A 19,140-nucleotide genomic window follows, 5' to 3' on the forward strand; every position below is an offset into this window, starting at 1 on the left:
ATTTATAATCTCCAACATCAGGTGCTTTTTTAGCCATTTCAATCACTCCTTAAATATATTTAAAACGATATGCGCATCACGCCCAGGTAGGGGCCTGGGCGCGCGGTCTCAGTGGGGGCTATTTCGCGGGTGCGGCGGGTTGTGCCGGGTCTTTGCAGGAGGGGAGTTCGGGCGGGCAGGGGGCGAGGATCGTGGAGAAGTACTGGATGGCGGAGAACAGGGTGATGGGTCCGCCCGCCAAGACGATTCCGGCCATGGATCCGACCGCACCGAGGGTGGCTGCGCCCAGGACACATCCGGCGACGGTGGCACCGACGAAGGGCGCCAGCAGGAATATGACGGGGCTGGAGATGGCGGCGCCGACGGCTCCGCCGGCCAGGCAGCCGACTCCGGCCCCGATGACGGCTCCGACCACGGCGCTGACCGCGGCGCCGATGGCGGCGCGTTGGGCAAAGGCGCCCAACGCCTGCGCGTCGCGGGGGGTGAAGGATTCGGCCACCTGGGTGGCGGCTTGTTCGACGGTCACGATGTCGCTGGCAGCAATATGCGTGGCGGGTCGGCCGTCGTTTTTCGACGGTGTCAGGGTCGCGGTGGTGCCGTCGATGCTCGCGGTGATCGGGTAGGCGGTGTTGTCGATACGGTAGGTCAGTGGGATGGCGGCGACCGGTTGATCGGTGCGGTCGAACAGCACGAGCTGTTGATCGAGGTGGCGTAGTGTGCCGCCGCTGACGGCGAGGATCGCGGAGTCGCCACTGCGGGTGACTTCGTAATGGACGGCGCCGGATTCGCCGTCCGTGGTGGGAGCGGCCTGTGCGGTTGCCGTCGTGACGGCCACGGCGGTGGCGGCCAGTGCCGCGGTAATGGATACTTTCCTCATCTTCATGGGTTTCCTCATCTTCGTTGGTGAGTGGGCAGGGTCGGGGTAGACGCGGACCGTGCCCGGTAAATGGCAGCCCGCTATGTCAAGACGCTGAATCGGCGTCCGCGAGTTCGCGTTTGAGGATCTTGCCGCTGGCCGTCATGGGCAGTGCGTCGGTGAACTCGATGACGCGCGGGTACTTGTAGGCGGCCAGCTGCTCCCGGCACCATGCGATGAGTTCGGATTCCGTTGTCGCGGTGCCGGTTTCGGGGACGACGTAGGCCTTGATCTCCTCGCCGTACCGTCCGTCGGGGATTCCGATCACGGCGGCGAGGGACACCGCAGGGTGGGTGAGCAGCACCTCTTCGATTTCGCGTGGGTAGACGTTGAATCCACCGCGCACGATCATGTCCTTGGCGCGGTCGACGATGCAGAAGAAGCCGTCGGCGTCGCGGCGGGCGAGATCGCCGGTGCGGAACCAGCCGTCGCGCATGACTTCGGCGGTGGCTTCGGGCCGGTTGAGGTAGCCCTTCATGACGTTGTGACCGCGCAGCGCGATCTCCCCGATCTCGCCGATATCGGTGACAGTGTTCCAGTCCTGGTCGATGAGGCGGGCTTCGATGCCCCACACCGGGATTCCGATCGATCCGGCCCTAGGCTCGCGGTCCGGATCGGCGAATATCGCCAGCGGTGAGGTCTCCGACAGGCCGTAGCCTTCGAGGATCCGGACCCCGAATCGCTGGGCGAACCGGGACAGCATCTCGACGGGAAGCGCGGCGCCGCCGGAGATCGCCTTGCGCAGATTGCTGGCGATGCGGTCGACGGCGATCCCGTCGGTGTCGGTGTTGAGCAGCGCCCAGTACATGGTCGGCACGGCGGCGAAGAAGGTGACGTGCTCATCGGCCATCTGTTGCAGGGCGGTCGCGGCGTCGAAGCGCGGCATCAGTACCAGGGTGGCGCCGACCGACAGGCCCGCATTCATGTTGATGGTCTGGCCGAACGAGTGGAACAGCGGCAGTGTCACCAGATGCACGTCCCGGCGTGCCGGGTTGTTGTCGAACAGGCGATTGGCGGTCAGCGCGTTCATGACCATATTGGCGTGGGTGAGTTCGGCGCCCTTCGGCTGTCCGGTGGTTCCGCTGGTGTAGAGGATGACCGCGGTGTCGTCGGGCCGCCGGGCGATGGTGTCGAACCGCTCCGGTTGTGCCGCGATGGCCCTGGCCAGGGTGTCGACATCGTCGTAGGGCGAGGGTGCGGCCGGGTCGGTGGTGATCAGGACCAAGTCCCGGCAGCCCGGTGCGTGCTGGAAGCCTTTGTACCCGTATTCGCCCGTCGGCAGGTCGGCGGTGCCCGCGAAGCAGAAGAACACGTCGGCTTCGGAATCGGTGAGGTGGTAGGCGATTTCGCGGGGCCGCAAAAGGATGTTGAGCGGAACGACGACTGCGCCCGCTTTGAGGATGCCGTAGTAGATGATGGGGAATTCCGGCAGGTTGGGGCAGCAGAGGGCGACCTTGTCACCGGGTTCGATGCCGCGGTCGACGAGCAGGTTGGCGACCTGGTTGGCGCGGGTGTCGAGTTCGGCGTAGGTGAGGCGTTCGTCCCCGAGAACGGTGGCGTCGTCGGCTGGGCAGCGACGCGCGGTGTCCTCGAGCAGTACGGCGAGGTTCAGCACGGAAGGCCTTCGCTGGTAGTCGAAGTAGGGGGCAGGTGCGGGCGGTTCAGGAGGGCGTCACGGTGAGCGGGGCGGCGGTGGCGGCCCGGACGTCGTGCTCGGTGACGCCGGGCGCGCATTCGCGCAGCGCCAGCCCGGTGGGGGTGACGTCGATGACGGCGAGATCGGTGATGATGCGGTGCACCACGCGTGCGCCGGTGAGCGGAAGCGTGCAGTGGGGCACGATCTTCGATGCGCCGGTCTTGTCGGTGTGCTCCATGAGCACGATGACGCGGCGCGCGCCGTGCACGAGATCCATGGCACCGCCCATGCCTTTGACCATCCGACCGGGCACCATCCAGTTCGCCAGATCGCCGGTGGCGGAGACCTGCATGCCGCCGAGGACGGCGGTGTCGATGTGACCGCCGCGGATCATGCCGAAACTCGTCGCGGAGTCGAAGAACGACGCACCCGCAACGGTGGTGACGGTCTCCTTGCCCGCGTTGATCAGGTCGGCGTCGACCTCGCCGGAGGTCGGGTAGGGGCCGGTGCCGAGGATTCCGTTCTCGGAATGCAGGGTCACGTGCACGTCGTCGGGCAGGTGGTCGGGGATCATTGTCGGCAGGCCGATGCCCAGGTTGACGTATTCCCCGTCGCGCAGCTCCCGGGCGGCGCGAGCGGCCATCTCGGTGCGAGTCCAGCCGAGAGTGGTTGTGACTGTGGTCATTTCAGCGCTCCTGGGCGAGGGTGTACTTCTCGATCTGTTTGGCCTGTGTTCCGGTATGCACGATGCGGTCGACGAACAGGCCGGGCAGATGGACCTGCGCGGAGTCGAGATCGCCTGCGGGAACCAGGTTTTCGACCTGAGCGATGCAGATGCGTCCGGCCGTGGCCGCCAGCGGGTTGAAGTTGCGTGCCGATTTGTTGAACACCAGATTGCCGGCGGTGTCGCCGAGCACCGCGTGCACCAGCGCGAAGTCGGTGGTGATGGACTCTTCGAGCACATAGCTCGCATCACCCCAGCGGCCGCCGAAGGCCCGGATCTCCTTGGGCGGTGACGCGATCAGGACCGAACCGTCGGGGTCGTATCGCCAGGGCAGTCCGCCCTCGGCAACGGGTGTGCCGATACCGGCCGGGGTGAAGAAGGCGGGAATACCAGCCCCGCCCGCGCGCAGTTTCTCGGCGAGCGTGCCCTGCGGCGTCAGCTCGACCTCGAGCTCGCCGGACAGGTACTGGCGGGCGAATTCGCTGTTCTCGCCCACATAGGAGGCGGTAATGCGGCGGATTCGGTTGGCCGCCAATAGAATTCCGAGCCCGTGTTGATCGGTGCCGCAGTTGTTGGAGACCACCTCTAGATCCGAGGCCCCGCCCGCGGCAATGGCCGCGATGAGCGCATCGGGAATGCCGCACAATCCGAATCCGCCGACGGCCAGCGACGATCCGGAGGTGATGTCGGCAACGGCGGCCGCCGCCGAGTCGAAGACCTTGTTCATCCGGTGACCTCCGCGCCGGTCGCGACCCGCGCGGTCATATCGAGCAGTTCCCGCAGCAGCTCCTGCGCACGCGGCCAGTAGCCGTAGCCGGAGGCCGGATTGAGGTGGCCGACATCGCCGAGATCGATCAGGCGGCTGCCCCATGCCTCGGCCATCGCCGCCGTGCGCCGGAAGGCAGCGAGCGGGTCGGTGGTACTGGCAGCAACGATGCTCGGGAACGGCAGCCGCCGCCACGGGGTGGGAGTCCAGCCGTGGGATTGGAGTTCCTCGATCGACGGATACCCCTGCGGCAGTGGTGCTTCGAAGTCCGGTGGGGTAGCCAGCAGCGCGCCTCGCACCGGCCGCGTCGCCTGCTGTGCCCAGTGCACGGTGGTCATGACGCCCGCGCTGTGTGCGACGAGGACGACGGGTCCCTCGATCTTGCCGAGCACGGCGTCGAGTGCGGCGACCCGCGCTTCCCGGCTGAGCTTGTCGTGTTCCAGGGGCGGTACCGTCTGCACCCGGTCGAGCCGGTCGGCGAGCAGGGTCTGCCAATGGTCGTCCACATGGTCGCGCAGTCCGGGCACGATGACGACGGTCGGTTCGATGGTGCTGCTCATGGTGTGCGGCACCTCCTTTCGAGAATCATTGCGGTGCAGCGGGATTCAGTGCGGCCAGCCTGCGCAGTCCGGCCGGGTAGACGCGCTTGCCGAGAATCAGCGCGGCAATGGCGATGAGGTAGGTCAGCGGCGCCAGCCGCAGCGCGGCGGCGAGACCGAGGTGGTCGGCGAGCACGCCGACGACGAACGGCCCGAGGGCCAGGCCGAGCAGGCTATTGGCCAGGGTGAGGGTGCCGAAGGCCGAGGCCCGCACCGAGGGATGGGTGAGATTGGCGACCATGGCCGCGGTCGGTCCGGACGATCCGCCGGAGAACAGCGCACCGATGCCGATCAGAACCAGTTGCGGCGCACCGTGTTCCAGGCTGAAGCCGACGGTGAGACAGATCAGCGAGACCAGGCAGAACCCGATCGCGGTAGTCCATTTGCGCGACATATCGGTGCGGCCGACCCGGTCGGTCACGATCCCGCAGCCCACCATGCCCGCTCCGACCAGGAGCACGAATATCGAGGCGATCGCGCCCGCCTTGTCCGGGGCGAGGTCGTAGTAGCGGTTGAAGAAGCTCGGCATCCACGACAGCAGTACCGCGGCGGTGAAGATCTGCAGTGCGCTACCGAGGTAGGCGCACAGCACCGCCGGGTTGGTGAACAGTGTCGAGACCGGCGCGCGGAACCCGACGCCGCTCGCGCGCGGCGTGGGCGCCGGGTCCGCGGCGTGGCGGGCCAGCTTCACGTCGCTGATCAGGGTTCGGAACAGCGCGGCCAGGATCAGGCCGACTATTGCCATGGTGGCGAACGCCCATCGCCAGCCGAACTGGACGGCAATGATGCCGCCGAAGGCGACGCCGAGGACCGATCCGAATGAGCCGCCTGCCATGAACGCGCCGCTCAGCGCGGCATGTACGCGCGGGGCGAATACGCTGAGAACCACCGCAATGCCGACGCTGCCGTAGGCGGCCTCACCGACCCCGACCAGGAAACGGGCGCCGAGCATCTGGTCGTAGCCGGTGGCCGTCGCGCACAGCACGGTGGCTGCGCTCCACAGCACCGCCATCAGAACCAGGCTGCGTACCCGGCCCCATCGGTCGGCCAGCAGTGACAGCGGCAGCGTCAGCAGGCCGACCATGAGGGCAACGATGCTGCTGAGCGAGGCCAGCTTCGAATCCGACAGTGCCCATTCGGTTTTCAGGAACGGAAATACAGCGCTGAGAACCTGGCGTGACATGTAGTCGGCCAGTAGCAGACCGAAGGCCAGGGTGAAGACGACCCACGGATATACCCGGCGGGCTGCGGTGGTGCGGGTGGCCGCCAGGCCCGGGACGGCGGCAGGGCAGCCGTCCGTCCCGGTGGCGGTAGTGTGCAACTCCATTGGTGCTCCTACAAATCCGGTGCGCAGAGACGGTGTGCGCGCACCGGAGCTCAGGCGTGGTGGGTGAATCCGACCTGGCCGGGCTTGCGGTTGGGGGCGAAGCCGATCTTGGCCAACGTCTCGTCGGCATCGGCGTAGCGCTCGTCGAGCTGGTAGATCTCGCGCGCCTCCTTGCCGGTGGCGATCTCGCGGCCGAGTTCGTTCGCGACCCGGACCAGTTGCTCGATCTGCTGCACCGAGGTCATCTTCTGACCCTTGCGGCCCCACAGGGTGTCCTCGTTGCCGCAGCGCGCGTGCAGGCCCATGGCGATGGCCATGGTGTTGACCGGCAGGCAGCTGCGCATCAGGGTTTCCAGCGTGAGCACCGCGCCGTCCGGAACGCGGCGGATGAACTCCATCATGTTGTAGGGGTTCGGCCCGTCGAAGCCGCCGCCGATGCCGACCCAGGTCAGCATGAGCGGGCCGGTGTACACCCCGCGCCGGATCAACCGCTCCACGGTCTCCAGCTGCGGGATGCTGGAGAGCTGGAAGTGCGGCTGAATGCCGTTGGCCTGCAACCGCTTCAGGTGTTCGGCCACCCACGCCGGACCGGCCGGGACGACCATCTCACGGTAGGCCTCGTACACCTCGGGGCGGGTGAAGGAGGTGCCTGCGATGTCGTCATCGGTCATCAGCTCGACGATGTTCATCTGGCTGGTATTGATGGCGATGGTGACCTGGTCCGGCCTCGGGTCCAGCTCGGCGAGCATGTGCCGGGCATCGTCGGACAGCCACTTGGCCTCCGCGCCTTCATCTTCCGGTGCGAAGGAGATAGAGCCGCCGACCTGCAGGATCATATCCGGCACCGCCTCGCGCAGGCGGCCGAGCAGCTCGTTGAACTTCGACAGCCGCTTGGAGCCCTTGCCGTCGAGTTCGCGCACGTGGATGTGCAACACCGTGGCGCCGGCGTTGTAGCAGTCGACCGCGGCCTGGACGTGCTCGTCCATGGTCAGCGGTAGATCCTCGCGGAAGTCGTCGAGTTCCCACTCCGGACCATAGGGGGCGGCGGTGATGACGAGCTTCTCCTGGTTCTCCGGGAACAGCGAATCGTCGTGGAAATGCATGAGAATTACTCCGATCGGTATCGAATCTTTTTGGGGAAGAAGAGAGTTCAGAAGGAGCGGTCGCCGATGATCCCGGCGCGCTCCATCTTTCGAACCGCGGGCCAGTAGTCCTGTACCGCATAGTGTTGGGTGGATCGGTTGTCCCAGATGGCGAAGCTGTTCTTCGTCCACCGCCAGCGCACCTGGTACTCGGGGATGGTGGCCTGCCGCATCAGGTAGTGCAGCAATTCCGCGGCCCCGGGTGCGTAATCGGCACCGAAGCGCACGTTCTCGGGTGTGTGGTAGTTGACCAGGTGGGTCGTGAAGGAGTTGACGAACAGGATCTGCTCACCGGTTTCCGGATGCGTGCGCACCACCGGGTGCTCGGCATCGGGGAAGCGCTGTGCGAGTTCGTGGCGCTTGTCCTCCGACATGGCGGCTCCGAAGCTGGCCTCGATGCTGTGTCGCGCCCGCAGCCCCTGGATGCGGGTCTGCACATGTTCGGGCAGGCGACGGTAGGCCTCGACCATGTTCACCCAGATCGTGTCGCCGCCCACCAGCGGCGTCTCTACGCAGCGCAGCACACAGCCCATGGGCGGGTTCGCCCGCCAAGTGGCGTCACAGTGGTAGGCGTTCTCGTAATGCTCGGGCGGGCTGTCGAGGTCCTTGTAGATGCGGACCAGGCCAGGATGGTCCGGATCACTGCCCGCGACCGGATGGTCCTCCAGCTCACCGAAACGCCGTGCGAGAGTGACATGATCGGCGCGGCTGATGTCCTGGTCACGCACGAACAGCACCTTGTACTCGAGTAGCAAGGTGTGCAGCTCTGCGAACAGTGTGTCGTCGTGCGCCGCATCGGCGAGGTCCACGCCGTGCAGTTCGGCGCCGATCGTGCAGGTCAACGGCCGGACGCCGATCGATCCTCGAATCGTTGAATCCGTGAGCGGGGCAATGGCTGTCATGATGAATCCTTCGTTGTGCCGGAATCCGGTACGGATGCCCGGGCGGGGGCGGAGAACCGAGATCGAGGCGTGTCAGAGCACGAAGACCGAGGAGCCGATGCTCCGGCCGGATTCCAGATCGTGGTGCGCCCCGGCGGCATCGGCGAGCGCGTAGCGTTGGTTGATGCCGATGCCGATCCGGCCCGCCGCGACGTGGTCGAACAGCTCGCCCGCCAGTTCGGCCCGCTCGGCCGGATCGGCGATGTAATCGGCCAAGGCGGGCCGGGTGACGAACAGCGAGCCCTTCACCACCAGCTCCATGGCGTCGATCGGCGGCACCGGACCCGACGCGGTGCCGAAGCACACCAGCAGGCCGCGGCGGGCCAGCGCGTCCAGTGAGGACCGATAGGTGGTCTTGCCGATGCTGTCGTAGACGACCGGAACGCCGGTCCCGTCGGTGATCTCACGCACGCGGCTCGCGACATCTTCGCGGGTGTAGATGATCACGTGATCGCAGCCGTGCATCCGGGCGATCTCGGCCTTCTCCTCGCTCGACACCGTTCCGATCACCGTGACGCCCAGCAGTTTTGCCCACTGGGTGAAGATCAGGCCCACGCCGCCTGCCGCCGCGTGCAGCAGCACCGTGTCGCCGGAGCGCAGCGGATGGATGCGACGCAACAGATAGGCCGTGGTGAGGCCGCGCATGGTCATGGCGGCTGCGGTCTCGAAGGTGATCGCGTCCGGCAGCGCGAGCAGATGCTGGGCCGACATCACCCGCTCGGTGCTATAGGCGCCCAGCGGGCTGCCGGTGTAGGTGACCCGGTCGCCCGGCCGGAAATCGGTGACGTCCGGACCGATGTCCTCGACCACCCCCGCCGCTTCCACGCCCATACTGGCAGGTAGCGGCGCGGGGTACAGGCCGGTGCGGAAGTAGGTGTCGGCGAAATTGAGGCCGACCGCCTCGTGCCGGATGCGGACCTCGCCGGGTCCCGGCGCACCCACCTCCACCTCTTCCCAGCGCAGCACGTCCGGGCTACCGGTCTCGTAGAAGCGAACAGCTTGTGCCACAGTGCATCTCCTTTCGACCGCACGCATCACGCGGGGGTGCGGTCGGCGGTCGGGTCCGACGGGATGTGTCCAGTGATTCGCCGTTGCGCGCCCCGAGCGGACGCCGACGGCTGCCGAACAATCGAGTGCGAGATGTCGGTGGAAGAACCGTGCCGGGTGCGCTCACCGATCACGGCGTCTTCCGTTTTCACCGATCAACTCGCTGTGATAGGAACCACAGTAAGTCAGATCAAGGCTCGGTGCTTATCCTTGCGGGACGGAAATGTATTCATATCGGGACATGGCGGAAGGGTGAGTGTGAAGCCGCTGGGGCGCTATGCCGCATTGCACGGTTATGTGGAACTCGGCAGGTCGCTCGGTCTCGATCCGGTCCGGCTCGTCCGCGAAGCCGGGCTGGATCCGGCCAGCCTGAGCCTGCAGGACCGTTGGGTTCCCGCCGCCGCAATCGCTGGCCTGCTCGAACGCTCGGCAGCCGAAGCGCATTGCGAGGACCTCGGGCTCCAGCTCGCCGAGCGCCGCCGTTTCGCGAATCTCGGCCCGCTGAGCCTGCTCATCCGGGAAGAGCCGAACGTCCGCAGTGCGCTGCGCGTCATGGCTCGGCATGAGCACATGTACAACGAGTCCCTGCACACCCGGCTGACCGAGAGCAATGGCATCGCCACGATTCGCCTCGCGCTGGATATCGGGCAGCCCGGCGAAACCCGGCAGGCCATCGAACTCGCCGTCGGCGTGCTCCACGGAATACTTCGTGGCTTCCTCGGAACCGGCTGGCAGCCGGTGGAAGTCCGATTCACCCACGCCGCGCCGCGTGAGATCCACCGCCATCACCGCATCTTCGGGCCGAACGTCGCGTTCGACCAGAACTTCAGCGGAATAATCACTTACACAACAGATCTCGATGCGAACAATGCGCTGTCCGACCCGCAGCTGCGCGCCTATGCCCAGCAGTTTCTTGGTCCGGCCCACATCGACCACACGGCAACGACATCGGACCGGGTGCGTGAACTCATCGAACTCATGTTGCCCACCGGGCGCTGTTCGATCGAACAGATCGCGCGCAGTCTCGGCGTCGACCGCCGCACCGTCCACCGGCAACTTGGCGCCGAGGGGCAGACTTTCACCGCGCTGCTCGACGCCACCCGCGCCGAACTGGCGCAGCACCTGGTGGCGAATCGCCGGCACTCGCTGACCGAGATCGCCGAGATGCTGGCATTCTCCACGCCCAGCAACTTCTCCCGCTGGTTCCGCAACAGGTACGGCCGCAGCCCCAGGCAGTGGCGCGATGACAGGTCTCAGCGCAGCGGAGAAGATGGCGCCACGCTGCGCTAGCGTCTGCTAGAACACGAATTGTGTTCCATAGCCGGTTGTCTGGGCGGTTCCGCTGGCACCGTCGGCGCGCACGGTGACGAACGGCATGGCCGATGCGGGCGACGCGCATGCGCTGACGTTCAGTGGCGTGTTGGTATGGCCGAATGTATAGGGGAACGTCGCGTCCGGATCCAGGCTGGCCGCACCGATAACCACCGCCGTGACGGCCCCCGGTGCGAGGGTTACCTGGAGCGTTCCGGCGACACCCGCATTGACGGAAGCGTTCGGTTGAATTGCGAAAGTGACGCTGGGTGACGAGTCCATGCTCAGGGTCAACGCGGCCGACGGTGCGATACCCACGCTGGCGCCTACGGCTGGCGCAATCCCGAGGGTGATGCCGTTGGAGAGATCCACGGCGCAACCGACCACGTATCCGACCGCAATTTCCCCGCTGCGAACGGATGGAACGCCGCTCAGAGACACCGAGTAATTGCCGGACACCTTCACCGCGTGCGCGAACGGGACTCCCACTGCGGTATCGTCCCCGGCCGGGAAAACATCGTTCCGGTCCACCGATGCGACGATGTGCATGCCACCGGAATCGACCTCTCCGGATTCCGCAATGGCGGGTGCGTTGGCAATACAGGTCGTCGTCGCCCCGACCATTGCGGTGAGCGCTGCAATACTTCTCAGATATCCCCTGGTCATAGCACTCCAGTCGAATAGTCACCGACACAGACTGTTCCGTTGAAACGAGATCGCTCGCGACACCGGGACTCGAAGTGTCCACCGGCGCAGGAGGTTCGATACGGGACCAGCACTCGAACCTTTCGGCAGACCCTACCGCGTCGACCGGACAATTGATCTCATCAGCCGCGTAACTCGCCTGGCTCGTCGACAATCCGGACATTCACGGGCGCGGCTCAGAACCGACAATCCCTATCCTGCGCGGCGATCGGGCGCTCGGTCCGATTCCTGGTGCTCGGTCCGACTGGAGTCGTTGCGGGCCAACGCGACTCGTCCGGAGACATCTCCATCAGCGTCTCGCTGCGTGACAGTTGATCAGGCCGGATCCAGCAATGCGGAGACCGAGGGCACGCTCGGCGCGAACATCATCGCCCATCCCACCACGATCAAACGGCTGGGCGAACGGTTCGAGTCGGCGGTGACCGAGCTGCGGTACGGCACCATCGCCATCAACGCCGGGACCGGCCTGGGGGTATCTCACCGCCCGCGCCTCGTGGGGCGCGTTCCCCGGGCACACACTGGCCGATATCCAGAGCGGAATCGGTGTTGTGCACAACGCATTGCTGATCGCCGAACCGGAACGAACCGTGGTCCGCGGTCCGTTCCGTCCCGCGTCGCGGTCGCTGCTGCACGGCGAATTCGGTCTCTCGCCGCAGCCGCCGTGGTTCGTCACCAACAGCACCGGCGCCACGACCCTGCGGTGCCTGACCGACTTCGCGAAAAACCTCGGCATCGCCGCTCTGCCAGCGATTTTCGCCTCGGCACTACGCGGCTGAGGACAGCGGTCGACAAAAAGGTCCTGCGCGCCCGCTACGCGGCAGCTGAACTCGATATCGTGGTCTCGGATTCGGCTGCCACGCAAATGAGTTCGTGAGCGGGCGCGATATCTGGGCTAGTCGATCTTGGCCATGACATGCTTGACGCGGGTGTAGTCCTCCAGCCCGTACATCGACAGATCCTTGCCATGCCCGGACGACTTGAACCCGCCGTGCGGCATCTCGGCGATCAGCGCGGTGTGGGTGTTGATCCACACCGAGCCGAAGTCGAGTGCGGCCGATACGCGCAGCGCCCGCGACACATCCTTGGTCCACACCGAGGACGCCAGCCCGTATTCGACGCCGTTGGCCCACCGGATCGCCTCGTCTTCGTCGGTGAACGACTGCACGGTGATCACCGGGCCGAAGATCTCGTGCTGGCTCAGCCGGTCGGACTGCCGCAGCCCGCCGATGACCGTCGGCTCGACGTAATACCCCTGGTCGCCCTGCCGGTGTCCACCGGTCACGACCGAAGCGTGATCGGGTACCTCGCCGAGGAAGCCGAGCACCCGCTGTAGTTGGTTCGCGTTGTTGACCGGTGGCACCCAGGCATTCTCGTCGTCGGTGGCCTTGCCGAAAGTCGTTGTCGCACTTGCGGCCTGCTCGGCCAGCGCCGCGGTCAGATCTTCGGCCACCGACGCGTGACCGAGCACCCGGGTGGCCGCCGTGCAATCCTGCCCGGCGTTGAAATAGCCGGAGGCCGCGATACCCACGGCGGCAGCAGCGATATCGGCATCGGGGAACACGATTACCGGCGCTTTGCCGCCCAACTCCAGATGTGTGCGCTTCAGGCGGGCTCCGGCCGACTCCGCGACCGCACGGCCCGCGGTCACCGAACCGGTGATCGATACCATCTGCGGGGTCGGATGTGCGACCACCGCCGCACCGGTCACCCGGTCACCGGTTACCACGTTGAGCACGCCTGGCGGCAGATGTTTCGAGGCCAGTTCGGCCAGCATCATCGTGGTCACCGGGGTGGTGTCACTCGGCTTGATCACCACGGTATTGCCCGCGGCGATCGCGGGAACGAACTTCCAGATGGCCATCATCATCGGGTAATTCCACGGCGTCACCTGCCCGATGACGCCGACCGGCTCCCGGCGGATCCACGAGGTATGGCCCGCCAGGTACTCGCAGGCGGACTTGCCCTCGAGTACCCGCGCCGCCCCCGCGAAGAATCGGGTCTGGTCCAGCATCTGCGGAATCTCTACGGCCGAGGTGACGTGTCTCGGCTTGCCGGTGTTGCGGCCCTCGGCCTCGACAAGCGCGTCGGCGGCATTCGCCACCTCGTCCGCGAAATCCAACAGCGCTTTCTGGCGGTGCGACGGCGTCGTGCGCTTCCAGTCACAGAACGCCCTGGCCGCCGCCGCGTACGCATTGTCGACGTCCTGTTCGTTGGACACCGGGGCGGTGCCGTACTGCTCGCCGGTGGCAGGGTCGACGAGCGCCATAGTCGCACCGCCGACCGAGTCGACGAGCTTGCCGTCGATGAAGTTCTGGACCACTGTCATGATGCCTCCCTCGCTTGCTCTGTTCAGTCGACCTTTCGCTGACGTGACACGTTTGATCCGCTGTGTCTATGTTGACGCAGTGTCCTGCCGAGATCCGCTCGTTCGATCTCGATGCGGGCGCTATTCGGCTCGAGTTCTTCGAGCATCCGCGGCTGACGCGCTCGGCGGCATTGACGGCACCCTCCCGATAGCCCTCGAACTCGGCGGCCGCCTCGGTGCCGGCCCAGTGCGTTCGCGCCCTAGGACTGGGCCGAACCGAAGGCGTTCTACGACGCCCTGGAGCGCGTCGGCAGCCCCCGCGCCGAGATCGTCGAGGCCGTGGTCTAACCGACCACCTCGGGGAGGTGCTGGGCGGAGGACGTCCAGGGGCGTGCGGTAGCGCCGGGCGAAGTTGCGGACCTCTTCGGGTTTCGGTGGGATGATGCCGACCGGGGTGAGCATGAAGAGGCCGGTGCGGGCGATGAGATCGGCGGCCTCGTTGATGTCGCCATCGTAGAAATAACGAATTCTCGTGATGTGGCGACATGGTCTTTACCAGAAGTATTCATGTCATGAGCAGCACAGAGATTCGCCCCTCCCGCCCGACCGTTCTCGTCACCGGTGCGACCGGCGCCGTCGGCCGCCACCTTGTCACCACCCTCCTCGCCCGTGGTGCCGCAGTCCGCGCCCTGACCCGCAAACCAGAGGACGCGAACCTGCCCGCGGCGGTCGACGTCGTCGCGGGCGACCTCGCCGACGCCTCGACCCTCGGCCCGCAGGTGTTCGCGGGCGTCGATCGCGCCTTCATCTTCCCGGCACGCGGCATCGACGTCTTTCTCGATGCGGCCGTCGCGGCCGGCGTACACCGCTTCACGGTCCTGTCCTCGCTGGCCGCGGCGATGGAATTTCCCCGTGACCGCGGCTCGGCAAGCCAGCTGCACCACAGCGCAGTCGAAGCCGCCGTCACCGATCGCACCGACGCGTGGACGATCCTGCGCCCCGGCACCTTTGCCAACAACCTGCTCGAATGGAAGTGGCAGGTCAGCTCGGGCGCACCCATCCGCGCCCCGTACCTGGCATCCGTGCAGGCACCGGTTCACGAATACGACGTCGCCGATGCCGCCGCCGAGACGCTGCTGTCCGACGACCACATCGGGCAGATCATCCCGATCACCGGCCCGCGGACACTCACCCGCACCGAGCAGGTCGCCACGATCAGCGGCGCGCTCGGACGACAGATCCCGCTGACCGAGATCACCCCCGACGAATTCCGCGCCGAGACAGCGCAATTCATCCCCCAGCTGATCATGAAGATGCTGCTCGACTACTGGAGCGACACCCTCACCACCCCCGACCAGGTACGTCCCGCCACCGCCGTTACCGGCAAGCCTGGACGCACCCTGGCCGAGTGGGCCACCGACCACCGCGCCGACTTCGGCGCCTGACCATTCCACCGACCGTGCGGCCCAGCCCGGCCGGGCCGCACGGTGTAGTCATGCCGGTCCAAGGAAAGGATCGGTCGCGCCACCAAGGGCTGACCCCGAGTCACCATCCGACGCACCGCCTCGACACCACTCGACCGACGCACCGGTCCGGTGGTATCGAAATTCGCGACGAGAAAAGCGGCCAATTTGCCGGAGAATTGGAATTTCGCCACACCGATATCAACTCAGCCCCTAGCCTTGATGCGTCAGGTTTTTCCAGTACGGCTCGACAACTGTCCATGCGGAGTGGCGCGCCGCCACCCGCCTAGAAGTTGGGAGATGAACCGAATGGATAACAGGGACATTCTCGACGCATTCAAGGCCATGGATCGCGACCGCGACGGCTTCGTCAGCCGCGAAGAATTCTTCGCGCACTACGAGAACGAGGGCAAACATCCCGAGGATATCGAGGCCCTGTTCGACAGGATCGATATGGACGGCGACGGCAGGATCATCGAGCACGAATTCCTGGCCGCCGCGGCCGGCGGACGTATCTGAGCGAATCCAGCTGATGCGCGAATCGGTCCCGGGAGATGATTCCCGGGACCGATTTCTGTCGCAGCGGTCAGTACGTGGTTCCCATTGCGGAGCGGATCTCGTCGAGGGTGTGGTCGGCGATTTCATTCGCGCGGGTGTTTCCGGCACGGATAACGGTGCGGATGACGTCTGGGTCGCGGGCGAGGTCCTGTCTGCGCTGGCGGTGTGGTGCGAGGAAGTCGTTGACCGCGTCGGTGGTGAGCTTCTCGAGGCCGCCGGAACCGGCATCGCCGATCTGGCTCGCCAGGGTGTGCCCATTGATGCCGGAACACAGTGCGGCGGTGGTCAGCAAGGCGGAGACGCCGGGGCGGTTTTCGGGGTCGAAGGTAATGGTGCGCTCGGAGTCGGTAGGGGTGCGGCGGATAAGGGCGGCGGTTTCATCGGCGGTCATGGCAAGGGTGATGGCATTGCCATAGCTTTTCGACATCTTTCTGCCGTCGAGACCGGGTACTTCGGGTGTCGAGGTGAGCAGGGCTTGCGGCTCCGGAAAGATCCGGCCGTAGCGTTCGTTGAAGCGGCGGGCGATCACTCTGGTCAATTCGATATGCGGCAGATTGTCTTTACCGACGGGGACCAGATTTCCCTTGCAGAACAGGATGTCGGCGGCCTGATGGACCGGATAGGTCAGCAGGAGCCCGCTCAATGCGCGTCCGGCTGCGGCGTGTTCGGCCTTGACCGTTGGGTTGCGGTGCAATTCGGCCTCGGTGACCAGGCTCAGAAAGGGCAATATGAGCTGGTTGAGCGCGGGTATCGCCGAATGGGTGAAAATCGTCGCCCGTGGAAATTCTTCTGGGGCCGGGCGCCGTTGACCAGCTCCAGAAGAGGTTCGGGGATCAGCCCGCAACAGCCTCGGTGGGATTCGCGCGCTCGGCGATATCGGCGATGAGGGTGTTGAAGCGGTCGGCGGCCTCGATATTGCCGAGGTGGCCGGTGGGCCAGACCTGATAGTCGGCGAGATGACCAGCGCGGGTCAGCACCTCGACGATCGGGCGGGACATGCGCTCGGGCAACAGATGGTCCTCGGCGCCCGAGATGACGGTGGTCGGAACCGTCAGATGCGCGGCGGCATCGCCGAGGTCGAGGTCGGCGAGCGCGGCGGCGTGCAGGCCGCGGGTGAGCGGGCGGCAGGAGCGGACGATGCCGAGCGCGAAGTCCACCTCGTCGCGAGTGGCGGGCTTGGACATCACGCGGGCCTTGAAGACGGCGCTGACCGGCCAGCCGCCGGGCAGCGGAACCGGCGCGGCGAGCACGGTTTCCGCGATGACGAGCGGGACGCGCACATTGGCGCCGAGTACCGTCACCGGCCGGTTGGCCACCATGAGCGGCTTGTTGAACAGCGGCAGCAGGTCGGTTTCGTAGCGGATATCGCTGGCCGCGGTATTGGCCAGGATGACGGCGCTCGCGCGTCGGGTGACCTGTTCCGGATAGCGAGACGCCCACGCCTGCAGCGTGATTCCGCCCATGCTGTGACCGACGAGCACGGCACGCTTGCCCAATGGGAGGATGGCCGCGAGTACGGTCTCGAGGTCGTCGGCCAGGGTCTGCGCGCCCGGACCGTTGCTGCCGAGGGTGCTCTCACCGTGGCCGCGCTGATCGTAGGCGAGCACGCGGTAGCGGTCGGCTAAGGCATTGATCTGCGGATTCCAGTACTCGATGCAGCAGCTCCAGCCGTGGATCAAGACGATGACGTCGCCGTCGGCGGGGCCGTAGGCGTGGACCCTGAGCTTGGCCCCGTCTCCGGTGGTGACCGGGATGACCTCGGGGGCGGTCGCGGGCTTGTTCAGCGACGCGGTCCGGTAGGTACGAGACCGAAGTCCAGCACGGTAGGCGGCGGTCAACGGTTCGTCTCCGCGCACGTCCGCCAGCGTCCTCATCGACTTGACCAGCATGTCGGCACTCCTTTGTGTCATCCGCCACAGTACAGTGCAAGCAGAGTGCTTGCTAGTGCTAGCGCTCCATGGCGGAAATCCTGGCTCCATCGGATGGATACCCGAAATTAGGTCGACCAATAGTGCTCATTAGAAGAAACATCGGGCTCGAGCAACTTCTTCCTGGATATCGCCCGGTATCGACCCGCGCGTTACCGCCCTCGATCGCCCGGCGCTGCCCCAATTCCCCTGTGCCAGCGACGATCCCGGCCGCAAAGGTCACGAAACGGCCACAGCCCTCGTCGAGATCCGCGCACAACGGGTGCGGACCCTGACGAGGGGTGCGGAAGAGAGATCAGCTGGGGGAGAGGAAGTCGGCGATATCGTCGGGCATTGCCAGGCAGACCTGGTCGTCCGGATGGAAGTCGTCGGGGATGTCGCGGCGATTGGGGGCACGGACGAAAACGACAACAGAGGATCCATCTCCGGGGTCTATTTCTACTGCGACCGAGCCGGAGAAATCGCTGTCCGGGGGTGCGTACCAGTGGCCCACATGCCCGAATTCGAGCTTGCGAGCCGCGCTGACCCCGAATCCTTCGAACCGGGTAACACCAGCGGTGTCCACGTGAAGAAATTGTACTCTAGCTGCGGAAACGCCGGAAAGAAATGAAAAATGTCGGTGGGCGTCGCGACGATTCCGACCATGGCTTCCGATGCGGTCCGGCTGGCGGCGCCGATTCCGGTGCTGCGCATATTCGATATCGCCAAGGCGTACGAGCTCTACTGCGACTATTTGGGTTTCACCATCGACTGGGAACACCGGTTCGGTGCCGACTTTCCGCTCTACGCGCAGTTGTCGCGGTCGTCGGCGGCCGTGCATTCGAGTGAGCATCACGGCGACGGAACTCCCGGGATCGGTGGTGTGGATCGCGGTGGACGACATCGCTGCGCTGCATGCCGAGTTGGCGGCCAAGGACTATCGCTATGCGAAGCCGGGGTGCCCGCAGGAGGGGCCGGGTGGGCCGGGGGGCGACTTGGCCGATCCGTTCGGCAATACCTTGCGATTCGCCCAACCCGAATCCTGAACGACCCCGGTCCCGAGCCGGCTGTGGCGGCGGTGGGTCGGCCGCGACTACCGTTGATCCTTGTGGAGATAGGGCAGGCGGTACCGGAACCGGTCGCGCAGACGGACCCGGCACCGAATCCGGAAGCGCCAGCAGAGCGGGCGAAGCACACCGGGCTGCGCGCCATGGGGTGGCCACTGGTCGCTGCGGGCGTCGGCATCGGCGCCGCTGCCCTGCTGCATTTTCGTGATCCACACCGCGAAGGCTCGTACGGAATCTGCCCCGTCTACGCGCTGACCGGGTTCTACTGCCCCGGCTGCGGTGGCATGCGGGGTATGCACAATCTGACCGACGGCCGGATCCTCGATGCGGTGCACAGCAATTTGCTCGTGCTGCCACTGGTCCTGGCCTTCGTGCTGTGGATCGGTGACTGGTCGCTGCGCGCCTGGCGCGGGGAGCCGATGCGACTGCCGCGGACCAGCCGCACCACGTTGTGGGTGTTCATCGCGCTGCTCATCGGCTATACAGTGCTGCGGAATACGCCATGGGGGACCTGGCTGACGCCGGTGTGACGTGATGGAATCGCTGAAGGACAGGGTGCGAGCGAAGCTATTGCGTCAGCTCGCCGAGGACGGCGCGCTCGATCAGGAACAGGACGATCCCCGCCTGATCTCGGTCGTCGCCGATCTCGGCGCCCTGAACAGCGTCGCGGCCGATGATCCCCTCGTCGAGGAATTGGCCACGCGCTACCTGGTGTTCTGAGGGCGC

The 19,140-nt window shown here is 66.0% G+C and carries 19 protein-coding genes and 3 pseudogenes; 8 read left to right on the forward strand and 14 right to left on the reverse strand.

All coding sequences use genetic code 11. The features are described 5' to 3' along the window. Positions 1–118: 118 nt before the first annotated feature. The 9 genes from ABZW16_RS31875 to ABZW16_RS31915 all read right to left on the reverse strand — a co-directional run bounded on the left by ABZW16_RS31875 (position 119) and on the right by ABZW16_RS31915 (position 9,059). Complete coding sequence (locus tag ABZW16_RS31875) at positions 119–877, reverse strand: hypothetical protein (protein WP_354959800.1); 759 nt, start codon at positions 875–877, stop codon at positions 119–121. A gap of 85 nt (positions 878–962) precedes the next feature. After that, positions 963–2,531, reverse strand: coding sequence for a long-chain fatty acid--CoA ligase (locus ABZW16_RS31880; protein WP_354959801.1), 1,569 nt, complete (start codon positions 2,529–2,531; stop codon positions 963–965). Between the two features lie 46 nt (positions 2,532–2,577). Next, entirely contained in the window at positions 2,578–3,237 is a 660-nt protein-coding gene (locus ABZW16_RS31885) for a CoA transferase subunit B (protein ID WP_354959802.1), read from the reverse strand. A 1-nt stretch (position 3,238) separates the two neighbouring features. Continuing rightward, positions 3,239–4,003, reverse strand: a complete 765-nt coding sequence (locus ABZW16_RS31890; protein ID WP_354959803.1) for a CoA transferase subunit A — start codon at positions 4,001–4,003, stop codon at positions 3,239–3,241. Next, on the reverse strand, positions 4,000–4,602 hold the full coding sequence (locus tag ABZW16_RS31895) for an alpha/beta hydrolase (RefSeq protein ID WP_354959804.1): 603 nt from the start codon (positions 4,600–4,602) through the stop codon (positions 4,000–4,002). Before ABZW16_RS31895 ends, ABZW16_RS31890 begins: the two co-directional genes overlap by 4 nt. Before the next feature lie 25 nt (positions 4,603–4,627). Further along, positions 4,628–5,968: an MFS transporter gene (locus ABZW16_RS31900; RefSeq protein ID WP_354959805.1), complete on the reverse strand. Its 1,341-nt coding sequence runs from the start codon at positions 5,966–5,968 to the stop codon at positions 4,628–4,630. A 50-nt stretch (positions 5,969–6,018) separates the two neighbouring features. Continuing rightward, positions 6,019–7,071, reverse strand: a complete 1,053-nt coding sequence (locus ABZW16_RS31905) for a 3-keto-5-aminohexanoate cleavage protein (protein WP_354959806.1) — start codon at positions 7,069–7,071, stop codon at positions 6,019–6,021. 47 nt (positions 7,072–7,118) lie between these two features. Continuing rightward, a complete protein-coding gene (locus tag ABZW16_RS31910) occupies positions 7,119–8,012 on the reverse strand; it encodes a TauD/TfdA family dioxygenase (protein ID WP_354959807.1) in 894 nt (297 codons plus the stop codon). A 72-nt stretch (positions 8,013–8,084) separates the two neighbouring features. Then, positions 8,085–9,059 (reverse strand): quinone oxidoreductase, encoded by a 975-nt coding sequence (locus tag ABZW16_RS31915; protein ID WP_354959808.1) that lies wholly within the window; start codon positions 9,057–9,059, stop codon positions 8,085–8,087. A gap of 297 nt (positions 9,060–9,356) precedes the next feature. On the opposite strand from ABZW16_RS31915, the gene ABZW16_RS31920 reads away from it, so the two are divergent. Continuing rightward, the gene (locus ABZW16_RS31920; RefSeq protein WP_354959822.1) at positions 9,357–10,388 is read left to right on the forward strand and encodes an AraC family transcriptional regulator; all 1,032 of its coding nucleotides are present in this window, start codon (positions 9,357–9,359) and stop codon (positions 10,386–10,388) included. Between the two features lie 6 nt (positions 10,389–10,394). On the opposite strand, the gene ABZW16_RS31925 is transcribed toward ABZW16_RS31920, so the two are convergent. Beyond that, positions 10,395–11,075 (reverse strand): MspA family porin, encoded by a 681-nt coding sequence (locus ABZW16_RS31925; protein ID WP_354959809.1) that lies wholly within the window; start codon positions 11,073–11,075, stop codon positions 10,395–10,397. A gap of 367 nt (positions 11,076–11,442) precedes the next feature. On the opposite strand from ABZW16_RS31925, the pseudogene ABZW16_RS31930 reads away from it, so the two are divergent. Then, positions 11,443–11,890: pseudogene (locus ABZW16_RS31930) on the forward strand (aldehyde dehydrogenase); the annotation flags it as partial. Between the two features lie 116 nt (positions 11,891–12,006). Here ABZW16_RS31930 and ABZW16_RS31935 read toward each other — a convergent pair. After that, a complete protein-coding gene (locus ABZW16_RS31935) occupies positions 12,007–13,440 on the reverse strand; it encodes an aminobutyraldehyde dehydrogenase (protein WP_354959810.1) in 1,434 nt (477 codons plus the stop codon). 551 nt (positions 13,441–13,991) lie between these two features. Between ABZW16_RS31935 and ABZW16_RS31940 the strand changes: the two genes are divergently transcribed. Together ABZW16_RS31940 and ABZW16_RS31945 are read left to right on the forward strand one after the other, a co-directional pair. Further along, a complete protein-coding gene (locus ABZW16_RS31940) occupies positions 13,992–14,864 on the forward strand; it encodes an NAD(P)H-binding protein (protein WP_354959811.1) in 873 nt (290 codons plus the stop codon). Between the two features lie 327 nt (positions 14,865–15,191). Continuing rightward, complete coding sequence (locus tag ABZW16_RS31945) at positions 15,192–15,401, forward strand: EF-hand domain-containing protein (protein WP_354959812.1); 210 nt, start codon at positions 15,192–15,194, stop codon at positions 15,399–15,401. Between the two features lie 67 nt (positions 15,402–15,468). Here the strand turns inward: ABZW16_RS31945 and ABZW16_RS31950 are convergent. From ABZW16_RS31950 to ABZW16_RS31960, 3 genes and pseudogenes are all read right to left on the reverse strand, one after another. After that, positions 15,469–16,212: pseudogene (locus ABZW16_RS31950) on the reverse strand (tryptophan--tRNA ligase); the annotation flags it as partial. A gap of 61 nt (positions 16,213–16,273) precedes the next feature. Next, entirely contained in the window at positions 16,274–17,329 is a 1,056-nt protein-coding gene (locus tag ABZW16_RS31955) for an alpha/beta hydrolase (RefSeq protein WP_354959813.1), read from the reverse strand. Between the two features lie 334 nt (positions 17,330–17,663). Continuing rightward, positions 17,664–17,933, reverse strand: coding sequence for a hypothetical protein (locus ABZW16_RS31960; RefSeq protein WP_354959814.1), 270 nt, complete (start codon positions 17,931–17,933; stop codon positions 17,664–17,666). Between the two features lie 78 nt (positions 17,934–18,011). On the opposite strand from ABZW16_RS31960, the pseudogene ABZW16_RS31965 reads away from it, so the two are divergent. The 4 genes and pseudogenes from ABZW16_RS31965 to ABZW16_RS31980 all read left to right on the forward strand — a co-directional run. Further along, positions 18,012–18,152, forward strand: a pseudogene (locus ABZW16_RS31965) (glyoxalase superfamily protein); the annotation flags it as partial. 40 nt (positions 18,153–18,192) lie between these two features. Beyond that, on the forward strand, positions 18,193–18,393 hold the full coding sequence (locus ABZW16_RS31970) for a glyoxalase superfamily protein (RefSeq protein WP_354959823.1): 201 nt from the start codon (positions 18,193–18,195) through the stop codon (positions 18,391–18,393). A 62-nt stretch (positions 18,394–18,455) separates the two neighbouring features. Continuing rightward, complete coding sequence (locus ABZW16_RS31975) at positions 18,456–18,944, forward strand: DUF2752 domain-containing protein (RefSeq protein WP_354959824.1); 489 nt, start codon at positions 18,456–18,458, stop codon at positions 18,942–18,944. Position 18,945: 1 nt separating this feature from the next. Then, on the forward strand, positions 18,946–19,134 hold the full coding sequence (locus ABZW16_RS31980; RefSeq protein ID WP_354959815.1) for a hypothetical protein: 189 nt from the start codon (positions 18,946–18,948) through the stop codon (positions 19,132–19,134). The last annotated feature ends 6 nt before the right edge of the window (positions 19,135–19,140 follow it).

Source organism: Nocardia sp. NPDC004604, from assembly GCF_040609795.1.
Taxonomy (GTDB): Bacteria; Actinomycetota; Actinomycetes; order Mycobacteriales; family Mycobacteriaceae; genus Nocardia.